Origin of the sequence: Pseudonocardia sp. T1-2H (assembly GCF_038039215.1) — a bacterium.
Taxonomy (GTDB): Bacteria; Actinomycetota; Actinomycetes; order Mycobacteriales; family Pseudonocardiaceae; genus Pseudonocardia.
In genome coordinates, this window is sequence record NZ_JBBPCL010000001.1 from 4,581,305 (window position 1) to 4,601,071 (window position 19,767).

The window sequence follows — 19,767 nt, forward strand, 5'->3', positions numbered from 1 at the left end:
GCCTCACCGGAACCACGACGGGCCGTGTCCGAGGAAACAGGGTGAAAGGGGTTGACGCCGTGACGGATCGCGATCTCCTACGTGCGCTGCGTGAGCGCCGCTCGCGTCCCCGGCTGGTCGCGCCCGCCCCGGGACCCGGCGAGCTCGCCGAGCTCCTCGCCGTCGCCGCCGGCGCGCCCGACCACGGACGGCTGCGGCCCTGGCGGTTCGTCGTCGTCGACGAGTCCGCGCGCGGCCCGCTCGGCGAGGCGTTCGCCGCGGCCCACGCCGAGCGGGCGCCGGAGGCCACCCCGGAGCAGTTGGAGCACAGCCGGACCAAGCCGCTGCGGGCGCCGCTGGTCGTGGTGGTCGTGGCGTCGCCGGTGGCGCACGCGAAGGTCCCGCAGTGGGAGCAGCATGCGTCCGCCGCGGCCGTCGCCCACGGGCTCGTCCTGGCCGCGGCCGTGGCCGGGTTCGGCGCGATCTGGCGGACGGGCTGGTACGGCGATGCCCCGAAGGTCCGCGCGCACCTGGGCCTGACCGCGGAGGAGACCGTGACGGCCTGGGTCTACCTCGGCACGCCGGCCGGTCCGGCCCCCGCCCCTCGCCCGGAGGTCCCGCTCCCCGTCACGTACCTGCGCTGAACCGGACGCGGCCGGTCGCCGGGTCGGCCTCGACGAGCCGGACCCCGACCGTCCCGCCCGCCTTCAGCGTGCCCTCGCAGCGGGCCATGACCGGCGGCTCCGGCAGGTAGACCTCGCCCGGCTCGGCCCGCAGCACGATCACCTCGACCTCCTCGCCCACCCGGTCCGCGAGCAGGCCGGCCTCGGTGCGATCCATGCAGGCGCGCTCGACCTGGCCCGCCCGCGCCTCCGAGGCGGAGAGGAGACCCGGCAACGTCGGGAGGGCATCGAGCAGCCAGGGCGCCGGGTCCTCGCCCGCCGCGATCGCCAGGCAGAGCTCGCTGCCGAACCGGTCACCGAGCCGCCGCAGCGGGGCCGTGACGTGCGCGTACGGCGCCCCGATGCCCCCGTGGCCGGGGTCCTCCGGCGGAGCCTGACCGGGACCGAACCAGCTGTACCCCGCACCCCGCAGCAGCGAGGTGGCCGCGCGGCGGAGGGCGAGCGCGGGGGCCGAGCCGTCCCCGGACGCCGGCGAACGCAGACCGGCCAGGACCTCCGCGGGAGTCGCGCCCTCCGGCCACGCGACCCCGAGCCCCAGCGCGGTCCGGCGCAGCGCGGCGACGTCGGCGGGATCCGGCACCGGCAACGTCCGCAGCAGGCCCACCCCCGCGTCGAGCATCATCCTGGCCGCGCACATGCCGGTGAGCAGCGAGATCTCCGCGTTCCAGTCCTCGACGGCGCTCCGCCGCCGCACCTCGACGGTCCACCCGTCGCCGCTGCGGACGACCTCCTGCTCCGGCAGCTCCAGCTCGACCGCGCCGCGGCCGACGGCCAGCGCGCGCCGCAGCGGACCCAGCTCCGGCAGGGCGGCCAGGGCGACGGGCAGCGGGCACCCGGCGTCGACGTCGGCCTGCACGCCCGCGTAGTCCAGCCGCGCGCGGGACCGGACCATCGCGCGGCGGACCTGCACGTCCCGGGCCTCGCCGGCCTCGTCGAGGGTGATCCGCCAGAGCACGGCCGGGCGGTCGCCGTCCGGCAGCAGGCTCGCCGCCCCCTCGGACAGCACCGGCGGGTGCAGCGGGACCGAGCCGTCCGGGAGGTAGAGGGTCTGCCCGCGGCGGCGCACCTCGGCGTCGAGCGCGCCCCCGGGTTCGACGACCGCGCCCAGGTCCGCGATCGCGTAGTGCACGACGAAGCCCTGCCCCGTGCGCGCGATCCCGACCGCCTGGTCCAGGTCCTTCGAGCCCGGCGGGTCGATCGTTACCAGCTCGAGGTCCGTGGCGTCGACCCGGTCCGGACCGGCCGTGACCGGCTCGACGGCCGACGCCTCGGCCAGGACGTCGGGCGGGAAGGACGCGGGGAGGTCGAACTCGGCCCGGACGGCGGCGAAGTCGGGGCGGGCTGTTCGCGGGGTCACCACGGGCGAAGGATAGGAGCGCGGCCGGGCAAGGGCACGGGCCGGAGATCACGCGCTACCGTGGGCCCGCCCCGGCCGCCCCAACTCCGACCCCCACGGAGCCCCCCGATGTCCGCCCAGCCCGTCGTCCGGCTCGTCTCGGTGGTCGTCGTCGCGCTCGCGCTCCTGCTCGGCGTCTACGTCGCGACGACGGGCGCCACCGTCGCCGCCGCCCCGGCGCGCCCGCCCACGACCACTGCGGCCACCGCGGAGCCGCAGCCCGCCCGGTGGGCGCCGGTCGACCGGGCGGGTCCCGCGTTCTCCGTCCCGCAGGACCTGCTCGACGCGAGCCTGACCTGCACCCCGGCGGTCGACGGCGCCTCCGTCGACCCGGTCCTGCTGCTGTCCGGCACCGGTGCGGACCCGGACGAGGCCTTCGACTGGGGCGTCGAGCCGGTGCTCGCCACCCGGGACATTCCGACCTGCGTGTCCGTCGCCCCCGACCACAACAACGCCGACATCGCGGTGCGCGGCGAGTACGTCGCGCACGCCGTGCGGTCGATCGCCGAGCGTTCCGGGCGGAAGGTCGCCGTCGTCGGGCACAGCCAGGGCGGCGTCGTGATCCGCTGGGCGCTGCGGTTCTGGCCGGACCTGCGCCCGCTGGTGTCCGACGTCGTCGCGCTCGGCCCGCCAACCGAGGGCGCGGCGCCCCTGGCGACCGCCTGCACCGACACCTGCAGCGCCGCCCGGTGGCAGCAGCGCGCGGGCTCGGAGTTCCTCGCGGCGCTCAACTCCGGACTGCGGACGTTCCCCGGGATCGACTACACCGTCGTCACCTCGGCCACGGACGCCGTCGTCACCCCCACCCCGGCGGCCTCGGCGCTGCCGGTCGGCGAGCCCGGCGGCGGCACGGTCGTCAACGTCGCGGTCCAGGACCTCTGCCCCGGCCGCCCGGTGGACCACGTCGCCCTCGGCACGTCGGACGCCGTGGCGCTCGCCCTCGTCGTGGACGCGCTGCAGAATCCGGGACCGGCGGACGTCGCGCGCGCCGGAACGCAGGGCTGCGGGCGGATCGACGCCCGCGGGATCACCCGGGCCGAACTGACGGACGGGACGCGGCGCCTGGACGTCGCCGGCAACCGGCCGACGACCCCGCTCCCGGCCGAACCCGCCCTCCCCTGCTACACCCACGCGACGGGCTGCTGATCAGCCTCGGAAACAGAGTCGTCACTCTGCCCTCTGGACAACGGCCGCTCCGCGGGTCAGCCTTGACACACCGGTTCGCCGAACCATGGGAGGCGTCATGAGGTTGGGCAGGAAGCTGGCGGAGGGTTTCGCCGTCGACCGGGAGGCCGAGCAGGCCGACCAGCCGCGCGTCCCCGAGGAGAAGGTCACCGTCCCGGTCGAGGTGGCGGCACTCGAGGAGGCCCCCGAGCCCGTTCGCCCCGCCCGGGTCTGACCCGGACCGCACGATGGGCGGACTCTTCGCCCGCACGCCGCACGAGCATTCCGAGAAGCCACTCCCGGGATTCAAGCTCGCGTATCCCATGCTGTCCGCCGACGGCACGGTGGCGGGCTACAGCGGGGTGACGCTCGGCCGGGCCCACGTCTACCGCACGGTCGACGACGCGGTGTGCGCGCACGGGTCCCGGCACGCGTGCCCGTCCCGGTGGTGCGACTGCGGGTTCTACTGCTTCCACGAGCTGTCCTCGGCCCGGGACCTGGCCTGCGAGCCGGACCACCGGGGCGCGGTGCTGCTCGAGGTCGCGGTGTCCGGACGTTACCGGCGCTACGAACGGGGGCTGCGCTACGCCCGGCAGCGGGTGCGCACGGTCCGGATCGGCCGCTGCGAGTGCGGCCGGGCCGCGGAGCTGCTCGCGGACTCCGGGGTGGGCAGTGTCGGCTGGCGCCGGCTCGTCCCGGTGTGCCCGGGCTGCGCGGCGCTGCGCCCGGTGATCACCCCCGAGGACTTCTCCCGGCTGGCGGGGGGCATCGACGTGCGGGTCGACGGCCCCATCCCCGGGATGCCCGTCTCCGGCGTCGCGGTCCGCCCCGAACCGGCGGCCGAACCGCCCCCGGCGGGCCGGGACGACGAGCCGGGGACGGTCGCGCTGCTCGCCGCCGAGGTCGCGCTGCTGCAGGCCAGGCTGGACGAGGTCCAGTCCCGGCTGGACCGGCTCACCCGCGGCCCGCAGAGCTGAGCCCGCTACAGCCAGGCGGGCATGACCGGTGGCTTGCTGCCGTCGTCCGTCTTCAGCGCGCGCGAACGACCGCGGCCGGAGACCCACGTCGCGAGGTCGGCCGTCGGGCCGGACACGGACACCAGGCCGGGCGCCTCACCGGTGGACCACACCTGGTCGCGATCCGTCGCGACCAGCCGCACCGCCGGCGTCTCGGGGCGCTCGGACAGCGACCGGGTGACGTCGCTGAGCAGCTCGCGCAGCATCGGCGCCGGGAAGTCCTCGAACGACGCGCCGACGTCCAGGTCCACCGAGTGGATCCACATCTCCCGCGCCCGCAGCCACCCGATGTCCTGGACCGGCATCGGGTTGCCCCGCCCGTCGCGGACGATGGCCTTCCACGCGTCCTTGGGCATGGCCTTCACCGCGACGGCGAGCCTGTCCGAGGTCGCCACGACGTCCTCGCGGATGACCGCGGCGTCACGCAGCGCACCGCTCTCGATGTCCGCGTCCCGCTGCTCGCGGGAGGCGTACATCGGTGTCTCCTTGCCGGTCTTCGCCCAGTTGAGGAGGTTGATCAGCGCATCGGCGTTGCGAGCGACGTGGGTCAGCACGTGCGCGCGGCTCCACCCGGGCAGCGCCGACGGCTTGCGGAACGCCTCGTCGCCCATGCGCGTCATGAGTCCACGCAGGTGCGCCGCGCCGTCGCCGGCCCAGTCCAGGGTCTCCTTCAGCGTGCGGCTCACGTCGCCGAGCCCGCCCGCGCCTTCAGCCTGCAGGTGTTGCGGCACTCGCCGATCCCCGCGATCGACGTGACCAGTTCGGTTCCGTCGGTCAGGTAGCGCGGGGGCTTGCGCGCGTGCCCCACGCCGCCGGGCGTGCCGGTGGCGATGACGTCGCCAGGGTTGAGCGTGAGGATCGCGGAGAGGTACTTGACGAGCTCGACCGCGCCGAAGACCAGCTGGTCCGTGGTGGAGTCCTGCATGACCTCCCCGTCGAGGCTGCTGGAGATGGCCCAGCCACCCTCGGGCAGTTCGTCCGGCGTCACCAGGACCGGGCCGAGCGGCGTCGAGTGCTCGAACGTCTTGCCCTGCAGGAACTGCTTGGTGCGGTTCTGGAAGTCCCGCATGCTCACGTCGTTGAGGATCGTGTAGCCGGCGATGGCGGCCGCCGCCGTCGCGTCGTCCGCGTCCCGGACCGGACGCCCGATGACGAGGGTGAGCTCGGCCTCGTAGTCCACCGCGGTGGAGACGGTGGGCAGCTCGATGTCGTCGTACGCGCCGACCAGCGCGGGGGCGAACTTCGCGAAGACCGTCGGGTACTCGGGGAGCTGGTTGCCCATCTCGAGCACGTGGTCCCGGTAGTTCAGTCCCACGCAGATGATCTTCTCGGGCGAGGGCACCAGCGGGGCGTAGTCCAGGCCCTCGACCGGGTGCGTCGGGCCCGCCGCCGCGGCGGCGTGGGCGGCCCAGTCCTCGCGGGACAGCAGGGCACGCAGGTCCGCCTCGCCGGTCTCGACCGCCGTGTCCGCGTCCACGCGGACCGCCCGGGTGCCCACGGCCGTCCGGATCGTCGCCAGCCTCATCGCGTCCGCTCCACGCTCGTCCTCACCGTCACGGGTAGGAGTCTGCGATATGCCCCGTCCGCCCCGATACCCACCCCTGGCGAGTGGCGACGGGCGCTCCGGCGTCCGCCGCCACTCGCCGGGGGGTGCCTCAGAGGCGGTAGACCTCCCGCTCGAAGTCCTGGTACATCTGCATGGCCTCGGCCGGGATGAACGGCAGGAACTGGCTGTAGATCGCGCCGGTCACCCCGGAGGCCGGGTCGACCCAGTAGTGGCTGTTGAACACCCCGGCCCAGGCCCCGCTGTAGGCGGCACGCAGGCCCGGCTCCTGGACGGTGTTGAGCAGCAGGCCGTGGCCCCACTTCATCCCGGGCGGCCCGTTCCACGGCCCGGAGACCGCCGGGTCGCCGGTCGGGATGTAGGTCGGGAAGTCCAGCGAGCCGATCTGGTTGGTGAACGCCTGCTCGACCGTCGACGCCTGCAGGATCTGCTCGCCGTCCAGCGTCCCGTTGTTGAGCAGCATCAGCTGGAAACGCAGGTAGTCCCGCGGGGTGGAGTAGAGGCCGTGGCCCCCGGCCCACCACTGCGGTGCCGTCGACCAGTCGATGTCCGTGGCGACCCAGCTGCCGTCCTCGCCCTTGACGTGGACCGCGGCGAGGTTGGCGCGGTCCGCCTCGCTCGGCGTGAACGACGTCCGGTTCATCCCGAGCGGGCCCAGGACGTGCTCGGCGAGGTAGTCCTTCAGGTTCTGCCCGCTGACCTCGCGGACGACCTCACCCAGCCAGTCCGTGTTGATCCCGTACTCGAACTTCGTCCCCGGGTCCGCGACCAGCGGGGCGGTGAAGATCGCCTTGTCCCCGGTGAGCACGTTCGGGGTCCCGGTGACCCGCTCCCACTCCACGATCTCCGGGTTCCAGAACCAGTAGCTCAGACCGGTCGTGTGGGTGATCAGCTGCTTGACAGTGGCGCGGGAGCCGGCGGGGCGGTACTTGGGGGTGTCGCCGTCGAAGCCCTCGAGGACCTGCAGGTCCGCGAACTGCGGGAGGATCGTGTCGATCGGCGCCTCGAGCTCGAGGTTCCCCTGCTCGACCTGCTGCAGAGCGGCCGTCGTGGCGACCATCTTGGTCATGGACGCGATCCGGAAGTGCGTGTCGACGCCCGCCGGCTCGTCCGAGCCGACCGAGCGCGGCCCGGCGCCGCCCTCGTAGAGGATGTTCCCGTCCCGGTCCGCCGCGATCGCGACGGCCTGGGGAACCGATCCGGCCGCGACCGCGTCCCGGAGTACCTGGTCGATGGCTGAGCTCATGGGGGCTGCTCCTTCTGGCGTCTCTGCCAGCTCGATGTGATGCGCCGCACAGCCTTCCGACAGCGGGCGGCCACGGCAACCGGCCCCCTCCGAACGGGCAGGTGCGGCTTCGCCGCCCGTGCGCGGACAACGTTGTTCCGACGACGTCTTCCGCGCACGAGCGCCGGGACCGGATCAGATCGCCCCGGACTCCTCGGTGCTGTCGCCACCCCGCCGCGGCAGGTCGTCGAAGATCGCCGGCGGCTCGCGCCACGGGTCCTCACCCCCTGCCCGGACCGCCCGCCAGATCCGCTCCGGCGTGCACGGCAGGTCGATGTGTCGCACCCCGAACGGCCGCAGTGCGTCGACGATCGCGTTCTGCACCGCGGGCGTCGACCCGACGGTCGCGGACTCACCGATCCCCTTCGCGCCCAGCGGGTTCATGTGGGTCGGGGTCTCGGTGGTCGCGACCTCGAACGGGAACAGGTCCGCGGCGGTCGGGACGTGGTAGTCCGCGAGTGTCGAGGTCAGGGGCTGCCCGTCCGCGTCGTAGACGACCTCCTCGTAGAGCGCCTGCGCGATGCCCTGGGCCAGCCCGCCGTGCTGCTGGCCCTCGACGAGCAGTGGGTTGAGGATCCGCCCGCAGTCGTCGACGGCGACGTGCCGGCGCGGGCTGACCCGTCCGGTATCGGTGTCGACCTCCACGACGGACACGTGCGCGCCGAACGGGAACGTCGCGCCGGCCTGGGTGGCGTCGAGCCCCGCGAAGAGCGTCTCCCCGGCCGCCTCGGCCCCGCTCGCGACCTGCTGCCAGGTGACCGTGGGCGTCGGCACCCCGGTGACGCCGAACTCGCCGCCGTCGGTCAGCTCGACGTCGTCGATGTTCGCCTCGAGCATCGCCGCCGCCCGGTTGCGGGCCTGGGCCAGGACGTCGGTCGCGGCCTTGTCGACGGCCGAGCCGCCCATCTGCAGGGACCGCGAACCGCCCGTGCCGCCGCCGCGCGGGACCGTCGCGGTGTCGGACTGCTCGTAGGTGATCCTGTCCATGGGGATGCCGAGGCGGTCCGACACCAGCATCGCGAACGACGTCGCGTGGCCCTGGCCGTGCGCGGACGTCCCGGCCGAGACGGTCGCGGTGCCGTCGGCGTGCACGTGCACCGAGCCGTACTCGCTGCCCCCGCCACCGGCGGTGATCTCCACGTAGACGGCGATCCCGATGCCGAGCTGCACCGGGTCCTGCGCCTCGCGCCGGGACTGCTGCTCCTCCCGGAGCTTCTCGTAGTCCGCGAGGCGCAGCGCCTCGCGCAGCGGCAGGTCGTAGTCCCCGACGTCGTAGGTCGCGCCGACCGGCGTGGTCAGCGGGAACGAGGACGGGTCCAGGAAGTTCCGCCGGCGCAGCTCCACCGGGTCCATGTCCAGCTCGACGGCGGCGATGTCCACCAACCGCTCGAGGTGCGCCGCCGCCTCCGGGCGTCCGGCACCGCGGAACGCGCCGACGGGCGTGGTGTTGGTCAGGGCCGACGCGGCGTCGTAGCCGACCTTCGGGATGGCGTAGACGCCCGGCGCCATCACGTAGGTCATGCGCAGCGGCAGCGCGCCGCCGAACCCGGCGTAGGCGCCGGCGTCCCCGACGACGCGGCAGCGCAGCCCCGTCATCGTCCCGTCCCGGGTCAGCCCGAGCTCGTAGTACCCGACCTGCGATCGGCCGTGCGGCATCGAGACGAGGTTCTCGGAACGGGTCTCCACCCAGGCCAGCGGGCGCCCCAGCCGGCGCGCGGCCCCGACGACGGCGGTGTGCTCGGCGAGCACCCCGGCCTTGCCGCCGAAGGCGCCGCCGACGTGCGGGGCGATCACCCGGACCGTCTCGGCGTCGAGGCCGAGGATGCCGGCGAGCTGTGCCCGGAAGCCGTGCGGCATCTGCGTCGAGACGTGGACGAGCAGGTCGTGACCCGCGTCGCCCCGCGGGTCGACGACGATCGCGTTGCCCTCCATCGGGACCACCGCGAGGCGCTGGTTCACCATCCGCGCCCGGACGACGACCTCCGCCCCGTCGAGGGCGGCGGCGCTGTCCCCGTCGCGGAGCCCGGCGGCGAGGTTGGACCCCTGCTCCGGGAACTGCAGCTCGGCGTCGGGCGCGAGGGCCTCCTCCAGGTCGACGACGGCGGGCAGCGGGTCGTAGTCCACCTCCACCAGCTCCGCGGCGTCGACGGCCACGGCCTTGCTCTCCGCGACGACCATCGCCACCGCCTCGCCGACGAACCGGACGCGGTCCGTCGCGAGCGGGGGCCGGGGCAGGTCCGGGTTGAGGACCATCAGGCCGTGGTGGGCCGGCAGACCCAGGTCCGCGGCGGTGTAGACCGCGACGACCCCGTCGACCGCGGCGGCGGCCGCCGTCTCGATCCCCGTCACCAGGCCGTGGGCGAGCGGGGAACGCACGAAGGCCACGTGCAGCAGGCCCTCGATGCTGCCGTTCGCCGAGAGGTTTCCCACGTAGGTGGTGTTGCCGGTGATCAGGTCGGGGTCCTCGACGCGGCGCACCGCGGTTCCGAGAATGGATCCAGGCATGTGACTCACACTACGTCTGTACGCTCGTTCGGTCCCGCTGCTCGACACCAAGATTTCACTCAGGAACGAGTTGACCGGGCCCGGCACGTACGACAAGGTCGCTTCACCTCTTCCTCGCACCGGCGGGTCCCGCCCGCGCGGTGCGTCCCCGGGAGGTCGGACCGGACGGGGGTCGGTCCGGCCTCCCGACCACACTGCGCCTCCCGTGACCGCCGCACATCACGTCGGGGGTGCCTCGGGCCCGGGGTAGTTTTCTCCCATGCCCGAGTTCCACCACACCGACGTGCTGCCGCTCGGCCCCGACGCCACCGAGTACCGCGAGCTCGACCTGCCCGCGGGAAAGGTCGTGGAAGCGGCCGGCCGGACGTTCCTCGAGATCGACCCCGCCACCATCACCGGCCTGGTCCGCGAGGCCGTCAAGGACATCCAGCACCACCTCCGCCCGTCCCACCTCGCCCAGCTCCGCGCGATCATCGACGATCCCGAGGCCTCGGGGAACGACCGTTTCGTCGCCACGGACCTGCTGCGCAACGCCTGCGTCTCGGCCGGCGGCGTGCTGCCGATGTGCCAGGACACCGGCACGGCGATCGTCGTCGGCAAGCGCACCGAGACCGTCCTGACCGGCGGGAACGACGAGGAGGCCGTGTCCCGCGGCATCTTCGAGGCCTACGACCAGCTGAACCTGCGGTACTCCCAGATGGCGCCGCTCTCGTTCTGGGAGGAGAAGAACACCGGCACCAACCTGCCGGCGCAGGTGGAGCTGTACTCCGTGCCCGGGCAGAAGCCCAGGTACGAGTTCCTGGTGATGGCCAAGGGCGGTGGCTCGGCCAACAAGACCTTCCTCTACCAGGAGACGAAGGCGCTGCTGAACCCGAAGAAGCTCGCCGCGTTCCTGGACGAGAAGCTCCGCTCGCTCGGCACCGCCGCCTGCCCGCCGTACCACCTCGCCGTCGTCGTCGGGGGGATGTCCGCGGAGTACACGCTCAAGGTCGCGAAGCTCGCGTCCGCGCGGTACCTCGACACCCTGCCGACCGAGGGCAGCGACCTCGGACACGCGATCCGGGACACCGATCTGGAGCAGCAGGTCCTGGAGCTGACCCGCAACTTCGGCATCGGCGCCCAGTTCGGCGGCAAGTACTTCTGCCACGACGTCCGGGTGATCCGGCTGCCGCGGCACGGCGCGTCGCTGCCGGTGGGGATCGCGGTGTCCTGCTCCGCGGACCGCCAGGCCAAGGCCAAGATCACTACCGAGGGCGTCTTCCTGGAGCAGCTCGAGCGGGACCCGGCGCGGTTCCTGCCGGACGTCACCGAGGAGCACCTGGACTCCGCCGACGCCGACGTCGTGCGGATCGACCTGAACCGGCCGATGTCGGAGATCCGCGCCCAGCTCTCGCAGCTGCCGGTCAAGACCCGGGTGTCGCTGTCCGGGCCGCTCGTCGTCGCCCGGGACATCGCGCACGCGAAGATCGCCGAGCGGCTCGACGCCGGCGAGCCGATGCCGCAGTACCTCCGCGACCACCCGGTCTACTACGCCGGACCCGCGAAGACCCCCGACGGCTACGCCTCCGGCTCCTTCGGCCCGACGACGGCGGGCCGGATGGACTCCTACGTCGCCCAGTTCCAGGCGGCGGGCGGCTCGCTGGTGATGCTGGCGAAGGGGAACCGTTCCAAGCAGGTCACCGAGTCCTGCGCGGCGCACGGCGGCTTCTACCTGGGCTCGATCGGCGGCCCCGCCGCCCGGCTCGCGCAGGACTGCATCCGCAAGGTCGACGTGCTCGAGTACGCGGAGCTCGGCATGGAGGCGGTCTGGAAGATCGAGGTCGAGGACTTCCCGGCGTTCGTCGTCGTCGACGACAAGGGCAACGACTTCTTCGCGAACACCAGCCAGCCCACCCTCCAGGTCGGCTTCCGCCGCTGAGGACGGCATTAGTGGCCCGTTCGCTCCGCCGCGGGGAACGAACGGGCCACGGCTAGTTCAGCTCAGGCGCCGCGGGCCCGCGTCGTCCCGGGTCGGGGGCGGGCCCAGGACGACCCGGGCGCCGGTCACGAAGGCGCCCTCCGGGCTGGCGAGGACGGGGTCCAGGGCGAGGGAGCGCACCTCCGGGAAGCTCCTCCGCGATTCGGCCGACCCGCAGCGCCAGGTCCTCCAGCGCGTCGAGGCGGACGGGCTCGCTGCCCCGGTAGCCGGTGAGCAGCGGGGCCGCTCGCGGCGCCCGGACCAGGCTCGCGGCGTCCTCGGTCGACAGCGGGACGACCCGGAACGCCCGGTCCTCCAGCAGCTGCGTCGCCATCCCGGAGAGCCCGAACGACACGAGCGAGCCGAACGACGGGTCTTCCACCACCTCGAGCACGCACGACGTCCCCTTGGGCGCCATCCGCTGCACGTAGACCTCGTCCCGGCCGGTGAGCCGGGACAGGTCGTCGAACGCCCGGCGCACCGCGGCCACCGAGCCCAGGTCCAGCCGGACCCCGACGAGGTCCGTCCGGTGCCGCCACCGGTCCCCCACCGCCTTGAGCGCGATCGGGTAGCCGAGCTCGTCCGCCGCGGCGGCCGCGGCGTCCGCGCCCCGCACCTTGCGGAAGGCGGTGACCTGGATGCCGAAGCACGCCAGCAGCTCCACCGCCTCCTCGTCGGTGAGCGCGCGGGTCTCGTCCGACCCCAGCCGGGTGACGAGCTCCCGGGCCCGGTCCGTGTCGATGCCCTCCGGCGTCACGAACTCCCCGACCGGCATCGAGCGCCACTCGGCGTAACGCGCCACCCGGGCCAGGGCCACGACGGCGCGCTCCGGGCTGGCGTAGCTCGGCACGGACCCGGGCCCGGGCGAACCGTCCGGGAGCGGCGCGGCCAGCTCGTCCGGGACGCCCTCGACCGCGAGGAACACCGCGACGACCGGCTTCCCCGTGTCCGCGACGGCCTCGCGCAGCGCGCGGGCGTAGGCGGCCCCGGGCGTCGCGATCGGCGGGACGAACACGACGACGAGCGAGTCCGCCTCGTCCGCGCCCTCGGCCCCCATCGCCTTGTTCACCGCGGCGGCCAGCTCCTGCGGGGTGGCCGCGGCGCCGACGTCGACGGGATCGCCCGCGACCGTCATGTCCTCGTCCAGCAGCCCGTCGGTGACCAGCACGTTCAGCGCCGTCGAGTTCCCGACGACCGCAACCCGCCGGCCCTTCGGCAGCGGCTGGTAGGACAGCAGCAGCGCGGTGTCGAAGAGCTCGGACAGGGTGTCGACCCGGATCACGCCGGACTGTTCGAACAGGGCGCGCACGCTGGCGTCGTCGATCGGGACGGAACGAGCCCGCAGCCGGGTCGGCGACGAGTACCGCCCGCTCTTCACCGCGACCACGGGTTTGGTCCGGGCGAGCCGCCGGGCGAGCCGGCCGAACTTGCGCGGGTTGCCGAAGGTCTCCAGATAGAGCAGCACGACGTCCGTCGCCGAGTCCGTCTGCCAGTACTGCAGCAGGTCGTTGCCGGAGACGTCCGCCCGGTTGCCTGCGGAGACGAACGTCGAGAGGCCCAGCCCGCGGTCCTTCGCGCTCGCGAGGATCGCCGTGCCGAGCGCACCGGACTGGCAGAAGAACCCGACCCGGCCGCGCCCGGGCAGATCCGGGGCGAGGGTGGCGTTGAGCCGCACGTCGTCGGCGAGGTTCGCGACGCCGAGGGCGTTCGGGCCGATCACCCGCATGCCGTGCGCCCGGGCCTCCTCGACGAGCCTGCGCTCCGCGTCCGTGCCGCTGTCCCCGGCGTCCCCGAACCCGGAGCTGATCACGAGGAGCGCCTTGACGCCCTTCGCCAGGCAGGAGTCCATGACCTCGTCGATCCCCGAGGCCGGGACCGCGACCACCGCGAGGTCGACGTGGTCCGGGATGTCGGTGACCGAGCCGTAGGCCCGGACCCCCCGGACGGAGCGCGCCTCCGGGTTCACCGGGTAGACGGGCCCGGTGAAGTTGGCGCGCAGCAGGTGCGACAGGACGGCGTGGCCGATCTTCGACTCGTCCGTGGACGCCCCGATCACCGCGACGGAGGTCGGGTGCAGCACGTTCGCGACGCTGCGCGCCTCGGCGGCCTGCTCCCGGGAGTCCCGCACGGCCAGCGACTTCGCGGTGGCCTCGATGTCGAACTCGAGGTGCAGCACGCCCTCGGCGAAGGCCCGGCTGACCTGGTAGCCCGCGTCCCGGAAGACCCGGACCATCTGGTGGTTCTCCACCAGCACCTCGGCCTCGAAGCGGGACAGCCCGTTCTCCCGGGCGGCCGCGGCCAGGTGTTCGAGCAGGATCGAGCCGAGCCCGCGGCCCTGGTGGTCGTCCCGCACGACGAAGGCCACCTCGGCGGACACCACGGGATCGGACTCGCCGAGGCCCTCGTAGCGGCCGACCGCGATGATCTCGTCCCCGAGCAGGGCGATCAGCGCGACCCGCCTGCGGTGGTCGACGTTGGTGAAGCGCTCCAGGTCACGCGGGGGGATCCGCGGGTACGGGCCGAAGTAGCGCAGGTAGCGGGTGCGGTCCGAGAGCTGCTTGTGGAACGCGGTGATGTCCTCCGCGTCCGTGGGCAGGATCGGCCGCAGGTGCACGATGCCGCCGTCCGAGGCGACGACGTCCGCCTCCCAGTGCCGGGGGTAACCGGCCGGGGCGCCTTCGGGCTGGTCCCCGCCGGCCGGGGTGCCGGCCTGGTCGGGGTCCGTCTCGTTCGTGTCCGGCATGTCAGTCCCGGGGATCGTCGGGGTCGAGGCCGTGCAGGGGGAACAGCGCACGGCGGGAGTCGACGACGGCGCCGTCGACCCGGTCTGCGGTGACCCCGTCACCCCAGGGCACGAAGGCGGGGTCGGCGCCGTCGGTCATGGCGACGGGCAGGGGCTGGCGGGTCAGGGTCGCGGCGTGCGCGGTCCAGCCCGCAGGGATCGGCCGGCGCGGGTCCAGGTCCCGGTCCAGGGCCGTGGCCAGCAGGTGCGTCCAGGAGCGCGGGACCACCCGGAACAGCGAGTACCCGCCGCCGCCGAGGACCAGCCACTTGCCGCCGGCCGTGGTCTCGGCCAGCTCGCGCAGCGTGTGGTAGATCGCCCGCTGCCCGTCCACGGACAGCTCCAGGTTCGCCAGCGGGTCCTCGGCATGGGTGTCCGCGCCGCACTCGGTGACCAGGATCTGCGGGCGGAACTCCTTGAGCAGCGACGGGACGACGGCGTTGAACGCCCGCCGCCAGCCGGCGTCGCCGGTGCCCGGGGGCAGCGGCACGTTCGCCGCGTACCCCTCGCCCTTGTCCTTGCCGAGCTTCCCCGGCCAGCCCGTGCCCGGCCAGAGGGTCAGCGGGTGCTGGTGCATGGAGACGGTGAGCACGCGCGGGTCGTCGTAGAAGGAGGCCTGCACGCCGTCGCCGTGGTGCACGTCGACGTCCACGTAGGCGATCCGGTCGTAGCCGTGCTCGAGCAGCCACGCGATCGCGACCGAGCAGTCGTTGTAAACGCAGAACCCTCCCGCACGGTTGCGCATGGCGTGGTGCAGCCCGCCCGCCAGGTTGACGGCCCGGTCCGCCCGGCCCTCCGCGATCTCCCGCGCCGCGGCGATCGAGCCGCCGCAGATCAGTGCGCTGGCTTCGTGCATCCCGAAGAAGATGGGGTTGTCGTCGGTGCCGAGCCCGTGGCCGACGTCGAAGGGCATCTCCGGAGCCGAGCGCACGGCCGTCAGGTAGGACGGCTCGTGCACCCGCAGGAGGTCCTCCTCCGTCGCGGGCTCGGGGACCAGGAGCTCGACGTCGTCGAGCACGCCGAGCTCGGCGGCCAGACGCATCGTCAGGTCCAGCCGCACGGGATTGAGCGGGTGATCCTCGGAGAGCTGGTAGCTCAGGAACTCCGGTGTCCAGACGACCGAGGTGCGGGGACTCATGACGCGGACGCTAGGCGATCGGGGCGCGCGCGGCCACGTCTCCCGGGGAGCTGCGGTCGCCCGCGGCGGGGTCGCACCCCGTTCATCCCGCCTCCGGTCCTGTCGCCGCGGGCCGGTCCGGGTCCGTCGACCAGTCCGACCACGACCCCGCGTAGAGCGCCGCGGGCTTCTCGGGCGCCGTCAGGCCGGCGTACTCCAATGCCAGGACCAGCGACGACGCCGTCACCCCGGAGCCGCAGTAGGCCCCGACGGCCTCGGGCCCGGAGCCGGGCTCGACGCCCAGCTCGCGAAAGCGTTCGGCCAGGTCCCCGGGCTCCTGCCAGCGCCCGTCGTGGCCGACGTTCCCGGCCGAGGGGGCGCTGCGGGCGCCCGGGATGTGCCCGGCCCGCGGGTCGACCGGCTCCACCTCGCCCCGGTAGCGCTCGCCCGCGCGGGCGTCGAGCAGCACCCCGGAGCGGGCCAGCGCCGCCGCCGCGTCCGCGTCGAGCACGGGCATGCCGCCCGGGCGGACGACGACGTCTCCGGGCTCCGGCGCCGGCTCCTCCGTCGAGACCGGGAGCCCCTCCTCGCGCCAGGCCGCCCACCCTCCGTCGAGCACCGCGACGCGGTCCGCGGGCAGCCCGGCCCAGCGCAGCAGCCACCAGGCGCGGGCCGCGACGGACCCGTCCGCGTGGTCGTAGGCCACCACCCGCGAGCCCTCCGAGACCCCCGCGCGCCGCAACACCTCCTGCAGCCGCGACGGCTCCGGGAGGGGGTGCCGGCCGCCGGTGCCGGGCGGCGCGGCGAGCTCGGTGTCGAGGTCGACGAACACCGCGCCGGGCACGTGCCCGACGGCGTGCTCCGCGCGTCCGGGAGGGCCGCCGAGCCGCCAGCGGACGTCGAGCACGACGGTCCGGTCGGCGGAGCCGCGTTCCAGGTCGGCGGCCAGGTCAAGGGGGAAACGACGACGGACACCCCACCATCCTGCCCGGACGAGGGGCGACGGCCGACAGGGCACCGCACGGCTAGACTGGGTTGACAACGAAGAGGGGTCCGGCTGTGAACGAGTTGATCGACACCACCGAGATGTACCTCCGAACGATCTACGAGCTCGAGGAGGAAGGCGTCGTCCCGCTGCGTGCGCGGATCGCCGAACGTCTCGGGCAGAGCGGTCCCACCGTGAGCCAGACCGTGGCGCGGATGGAGCGGGACGGGCTCGTGGTCGTCGCCGGGGATCGTCATCTCGAGCTGACCGAGAACGGCCGCGCGCGTGCCGTGGCCGTCATGCGCAAGCACCGGCTGGCCGAGCGACTGCTCACCGACGTGATCGGGCTCGAGTGGGAGCTCGTCCACGCCGAGGCCTGCCGCTGGGAGCACGTGATGAGCGAGGCGGTCGAGCGCAAGCTCGTCCGCCTCCTGGACAACCCGCAGGTCTCGCCCTACGGCAACCCGATCCCCGGCCTGGACGAGCTGACGGTCGAGCCCGAGCTGGCCGAGGCCACCGCGCGGCACACCGCGTCCGCGCCGCCCACGCTCGAGGTCGGCCTGCAGCGCCTGGACGAGTTCGCCCGCCGCGGCGGCGGCAAGGTCGAGGTCCGGCGGATCGCCGAGCACGTGCAGGTGGACGCGGACCTGATGGGCGAGCTGAAGCTGGCGGGCATCGTGCCCGGCAAGGGCGTGGACGTCGCGTCCATCCCCCGCTTCGGCGACGCGGTGTCCGTCACCTCCGACGGCGAGACCGCACCGGTGGGGCCGCTGATCGCCCACGCGGTGTTGGTCCGCGCCGTCTGACCGCACCACCGAGACGAGCGTCGCGCCGCCCCTCCCGAGCTGCCCGTCACCCGATCGAGTGCCCCGGCCCTGCGGCCGGGGCACTCGTCGTTGCACACCCCGTTCCGGGCCGGATGCCCGTGACACCGCGGGGCGTGAGACCGTTCGCACAGCGAGTCGACCCTCCAGGAGGACCTTGTGAAGCTGCTCGTCACCGGTGGTGCGGGCTACGTCGGTAGCGTGTGCGCGGCGCACCTGGCGGAGGCCGGGCACGAGGTCGTCGTGCTCGACGACCTGTCCACGGGGCACCGCGACGCGGTCCCGGACGGGGCCCGGTTCGTCGAGGGCAACCTGGCCGAGATCGCGGGGACGGTGCTGGGCGAGGGCGGTTTCGACGGGGTCCTGCACTTCGCCGCGCGGTCGCTCGTGGGCGAGTCCGTGGTGCATCCCGAGCTGTACTGGGACAACAATGTCGTCGCCGCGCTCCGGCTGCTGGAGGCCATGCGCGAGCACGACGTGCCGCGGATCGTGTTCTCCTCCACCGCCGCCACCTACGGCGAGGCCGAGCAGGTTCCGATCCTCGAGTCCTCCCCCACCCGGCCGACGAACCCGTACGGCGCGAGCAAGCTCGCGATCGACATGATGCTGACCTCCTACGCCACCGCGTACGGCCTGGCGGCGACGAGCCTGCGGTACTTCAACGTCGCGGGTGCCCACGGCCGCTACGGCGAGCGGCACACGGTCGAGACCCACCTGATCCCGATCGTGCTGCAGGTCGCCAGCGGACACCGCGAGTCCGTCGCGATCTACGGCGACGACTGGCCCACCCCGGACGGCACCTGCGTACGGGACTACATCCACGTCGAGGACCTGGCCGAGGCCCACGCGCTGGCCCTGGCGAACGCGGCCCCCGGCCGGCACTCGATCTACAACCTCGGCAGCGGTCAGGGCTTCTCCGTCAAGGAGGTCGTCGAGGCCTGCCGTGAGGTCACCGGCCACCCGATCCCGTCCGCGGTCGCACCGCGGCGCGCCGGGGACCCGGCCGTGCTGATCGCCTCGAGCGCGGCGGCGGCAGCGGCGCTCGGCTGGCAGCCGACGCGGACGGACATCCGGACGATCGTCGGGGACGCCTGGCGCTTCACCCAGGACCGCCTGCCCGTCTGAGGTCATCGGAGGTCCTCCCGCCAGAGGTCCCGGGGCAGCGTCTTCTCCTCGAGCCAGCGGCGGATCTCCACCGGCCCCGTCCCGGAGTCCAGGGCCCGGCGCAACAGGAGCGCGAGCCGGTGCCCGGGCCAGGCCCGGCACGCGCGTTCGAGGGCGATGTTCGCCAGCGCCCCGTCCCCGCGAAGCAGGGCGCTGACGGCCAGCAGGGCGGCGGGTTCGGCGGCCTCCGGGGCCGGGGTCTCCCGCGCGAGCGCCGCCCACAGCTGCTCCGCGGCCGGTGCCTGCGGCCCGGCACAGGCGGCGAGGGCGATGTCCCGCACGGAGGGTTCCTCGAGCGCCGCGGACAGGGCCAGGACCAGCGCGTCGTCGACCATGAGCCGGCAGGCCGCGGCGTCGTCGAGGGCGGCCTGCAGGGCGGTCCGGTGCTCCGCGAGGGTGGTCGTGCGGGCCTCGTCGGTCCAGCGGTCCCGCTCCTTCGCCCGGCGCGCCAGGACGTCCCGGGACGCGGGCACGACCTGCTGTTCGAGCTCCTCGCGAGAGCCGCGCACGACGCTCCCCGGGCCACCGCCGCCGCGGCGAGCGGGGTCGACGAGGGATCCGGGACGGCTCCCCTGCAGCCGCACGGGTCGACCGAGGGGTAGCAGGCCCACGGGTCCCCGGCGGCGGTGCCGCCCGCCCAGACCACGGTGTGCGCCCGCAGCCCGACGACGGCGAGCGCGGCCACCATCGCCGTGGCGGCCTCGCCCCGGGGCGGGTGCGCGGGATCGCCCCCGCCCTGCACGACGACCACCGCCACGCTCGCCGGATCCCCGTTCAGGATCGCATCCGCCGCCGTCTCGCAGACCACCGCGAGATCGTCACCGACGCCGGGCGGGGGCAGGTCCACGCGCAGCGTCAACCCGATCCGCCGCCCGGACGGGCCGCCGGTGCTCACGAGCACCACCGAGTCCCGGGGATGGAACCCGAGCAGGACCGGGATCGCGGCGACGAGCTCGCCGGGGTCCCGCACCCGGAGCGGCGGCGGGTCGGAGGAGTGGAGGGGTACAGGCGCTGCGGTCATGGAGGCAGCGTCCGGCCGCGCACCGGCGGTCCGGAAATCGCGACGATTCCGGTTGTGGACAGTGGTTCGCCCGCCGGCCCTGACCCGCTCGGAGGCCTCGAAATCCCAGCCTGGGGATGAATCGCCCCGCCGGACGCCAGGAGCGTCGGTTCTGTCGTCGCACAGAGGTAACGTCCCCCGGTTGCCCCACCGGTCGGCGCCGGGGAACGCTGACGGAGCGTGTGGTCACCCCGGCCGCGCGAACGGAACTCTCCGACAGCACGCGAGGGGACGGCGGTGACCTTCCGCTTCGCGAGGAGGTGTCCAGGGTGGAGAACACCGCGAA

Annotated in this window: 14 protein-coding genes and 2 pseudogenes; 7 read left to right on the top strand and 9 right to left on the bottom strand. The window is 74.1% G+C overall.

Going from position 1 to position 19,767, the window contains the following annotated elements; translation table 11 throughout:
- Positions 1-59: 59 nt before the first annotated feature.
- A complete protein-coding gene (locus WBK50_RS22590; protein WP_341337517.1) occupies positions 60-623 on the top strand; it encodes a nitroreductase family protein in 564 nt (187 codons plus the stop codon).
- On the opposite strand, the gene WBK50_RS22595 is transcribed toward WBK50_RS22590, so the two are convergent.
- Positions 607-2,022, bottom strand: coding sequence for an RNB domain-containing ribonuclease (locus WBK50_RS22595; RefSeq protein ID WP_341337518.1), 1,416 nt, complete (start codon positions 2,020-2,022; stop codon positions 607-609). The two genes, WBK50_RS22590 and WBK50_RS22595, sit on opposite strands and share 17 nt — an antisense overlap.
- Positions 2,023-2,127: 105 nt before the next feature.
- Between WBK50_RS22595 and WBK50_RS22600 the strand changes: the two genes are divergently transcribed.
- The 3 genes from WBK50_RS22600 to WBK50_RS22610 all read left to right on the top strand — a co-directional run bounded on the left by WBK50_RS22600 (position 2,128) and on the right by WBK50_RS22610 (position 4,199).
- A complete protein-coding gene (locus WBK50_RS22600) occupies positions 2,128-3,204 on the top strand; it encodes an esterase/lipase family protein (RefSeq protein ID WP_341337519.1) in 1,077 nt (358 codons plus the stop codon).
- Positions 3,205-3,301: 97 nt separating this feature from the next.
- Positions 3,302-3,457 (top strand): hypothetical protein, encoded by a 156-nt coding sequence (locus WBK50_RS22605; protein WP_341337520.1) that lies wholly within the window; start codon positions 3,302-3,304, stop codon positions 3,455-3,457.
- Positions 3,458-3,470: 13 nt separating this feature from the next.
- The gene (locus WBK50_RS22610; protein WP_341337521.1) at positions 3,471-4,199 is read left to right on the top strand and encodes a hypothetical protein; all 729 of its coding nucleotides are present in this window, start codon (positions 3,471-3,473) and stop codon (positions 4,197-4,199) included.
- 5 nt (positions 4,200-4,204) lie between these two features.
- On the opposite strand, the gene WBK50_RS22615 is transcribed toward WBK50_RS22610, so the two are convergent.
- The 4 genes from WBK50_RS22615 to WBK50_RS22630 all read right to left on the bottom strand — a co-directional run bounded on the left by WBK50_RS22615 (position 4,205) and on the right by WBK50_RS22630 (position 9,592).
- Positions 4,205-4,924, bottom strand: coding sequence for a maleylpyruvate isomerase family mycothiol-dependent enzyme (locus tag WBK50_RS22615; protein ID WP_341337522.1), 720 nt, complete (start codon positions 4,922-4,924; stop codon positions 4,205-4,207).
- Positions 4,921-5,763: a fumarylacetoacetate hydrolase family protein gene (locus WBK50_RS22620; protein WP_341337523.1), complete on the bottom strand. Its 843-nt coding sequence runs from the start codon at positions 5,761-5,763 to the stop codon at positions 4,921-4,923. The genes WBK50_RS22615 and WBK50_RS22620 overlap by 4 nt, the downstream gene beginning before the upstream one ends.
- A 130-nt stretch (positions 5,764-5,893) precedes the next feature.
- Positions 5,894-7,048 carry a serine hydrolase domain-containing protein gene (locus tag WBK50_RS22625; protein ID WP_341337524.1) on the bottom strand — a complete coding sequence of 385 codons (1,155 nt, stop codon included), beginning with the start codon at positions 7,046-7,048 and terminating at the stop codon, positions 5,894-5,896.
- 174 nt (positions 7,049-7,222) lie between these two features.
- Positions 7,223-9,592 carry a xanthine dehydrogenase family protein molybdopterin-binding subunit gene (locus WBK50_RS22630; RefSeq protein WP_341337525.1) on the bottom strand — a complete coding sequence of 790 codons (2,370 nt, stop codon included), beginning with the start codon at positions 9,590-9,592 and terminating at the stop codon, positions 7,223-7,225.
- Positions 9,593-9,851: 259 nt separating this feature from the next.
- Between WBK50_RS22630 and WBK50_RS22635 the strand changes: the two genes are divergently transcribed.
- Positions 9,852-11,510 carry a fumarate hydratase gene (locus WBK50_RS22635; protein ID WP_341337526.1) on the top strand — a complete coding sequence of 553 codons (1,659 nt, stop codon included), beginning with the start codon at positions 9,852-9,854 and terminating at the stop codon, positions 11,508-11,510.
- A 57-nt stretch (positions 11,511-11,567) separates the two neighbouring features.
- Here the strand turns inward: WBK50_RS22635 and WBK50_RS22640 are convergent.
- From WBK50_RS22640 to WBK50_RS22650, 3 genes and pseudogenes are all read right to left on the bottom strand, one after another.
- Positions 11,568-14,292 (bottom strand): annotated as a pseudogene (locus WBK50_RS22640) (bifunctional acetate--CoA ligase family protein/GNAT family N-acetyltransferase).
- Position 14,293: 1 nt separating this feature from the next.
- Positions 14,294-15,469, bottom strand: coding sequence for an acetoin utilization protein AcuC (locus WBK50_RS22645; RefSeq protein WP_341337527.1), 1,176 nt, complete (start codon positions 15,467-15,469; stop codon positions 14,294-14,296).
- Between the two features lie 82 nt (positions 15,470-15,551).
- Positions 15,552-16,397: a sulfurtransferase gene (locus WBK50_RS22650; protein ID WP_341339481.1), complete on the bottom strand. Its 846-nt coding sequence runs from the start codon at positions 16,395-16,397 to the stop codon at positions 15,552-15,554.
- Between the two features lie 110 nt (positions 16,398-16,507).
- Here WBK50_RS22650 and WBK50_RS22655 point away from each other — a divergent pair, with 110 nt between their 5' ends.
- Together WBK50_RS22655 and galE are read left to right on the top strand one after the other, a co-directional pair.
- Positions 16,508-17,239 carry a metal-dependent transcriptional regulator gene (locus WBK50_RS22655; protein WP_341337528.1) on the top strand — a complete coding sequence of 244 codons (732 nt, stop codon included), beginning with the start codon at positions 16,508-16,510 and terminating at the stop codon, positions 17,237-17,239.
- Positions 17,240-17,416: 177 nt separating this feature from the next.
- Positions 17,417-18,382 (top strand): UDP-glucose 4-epimerase GalE, encoded by a 966-nt coding sequence (gene galE, locus WBK50_RS22660; protein ID WP_341337529.1) that lies wholly within the window; start codon positions 17,417-17,419, stop codon positions 18,380-18,382.
- 2 nt (positions 18,383-18,384) lie between these two features.
- Here galE and WBK50_RS35315 read toward each other — a convergent pair.
- Positions 18,385-19,442, bottom strand: a pseudogene (locus WBK50_RS35315) (DUF4192 domain-containing protein).
- Positions 19,443-19,767 lie beyond the last annotated feature (325 nt).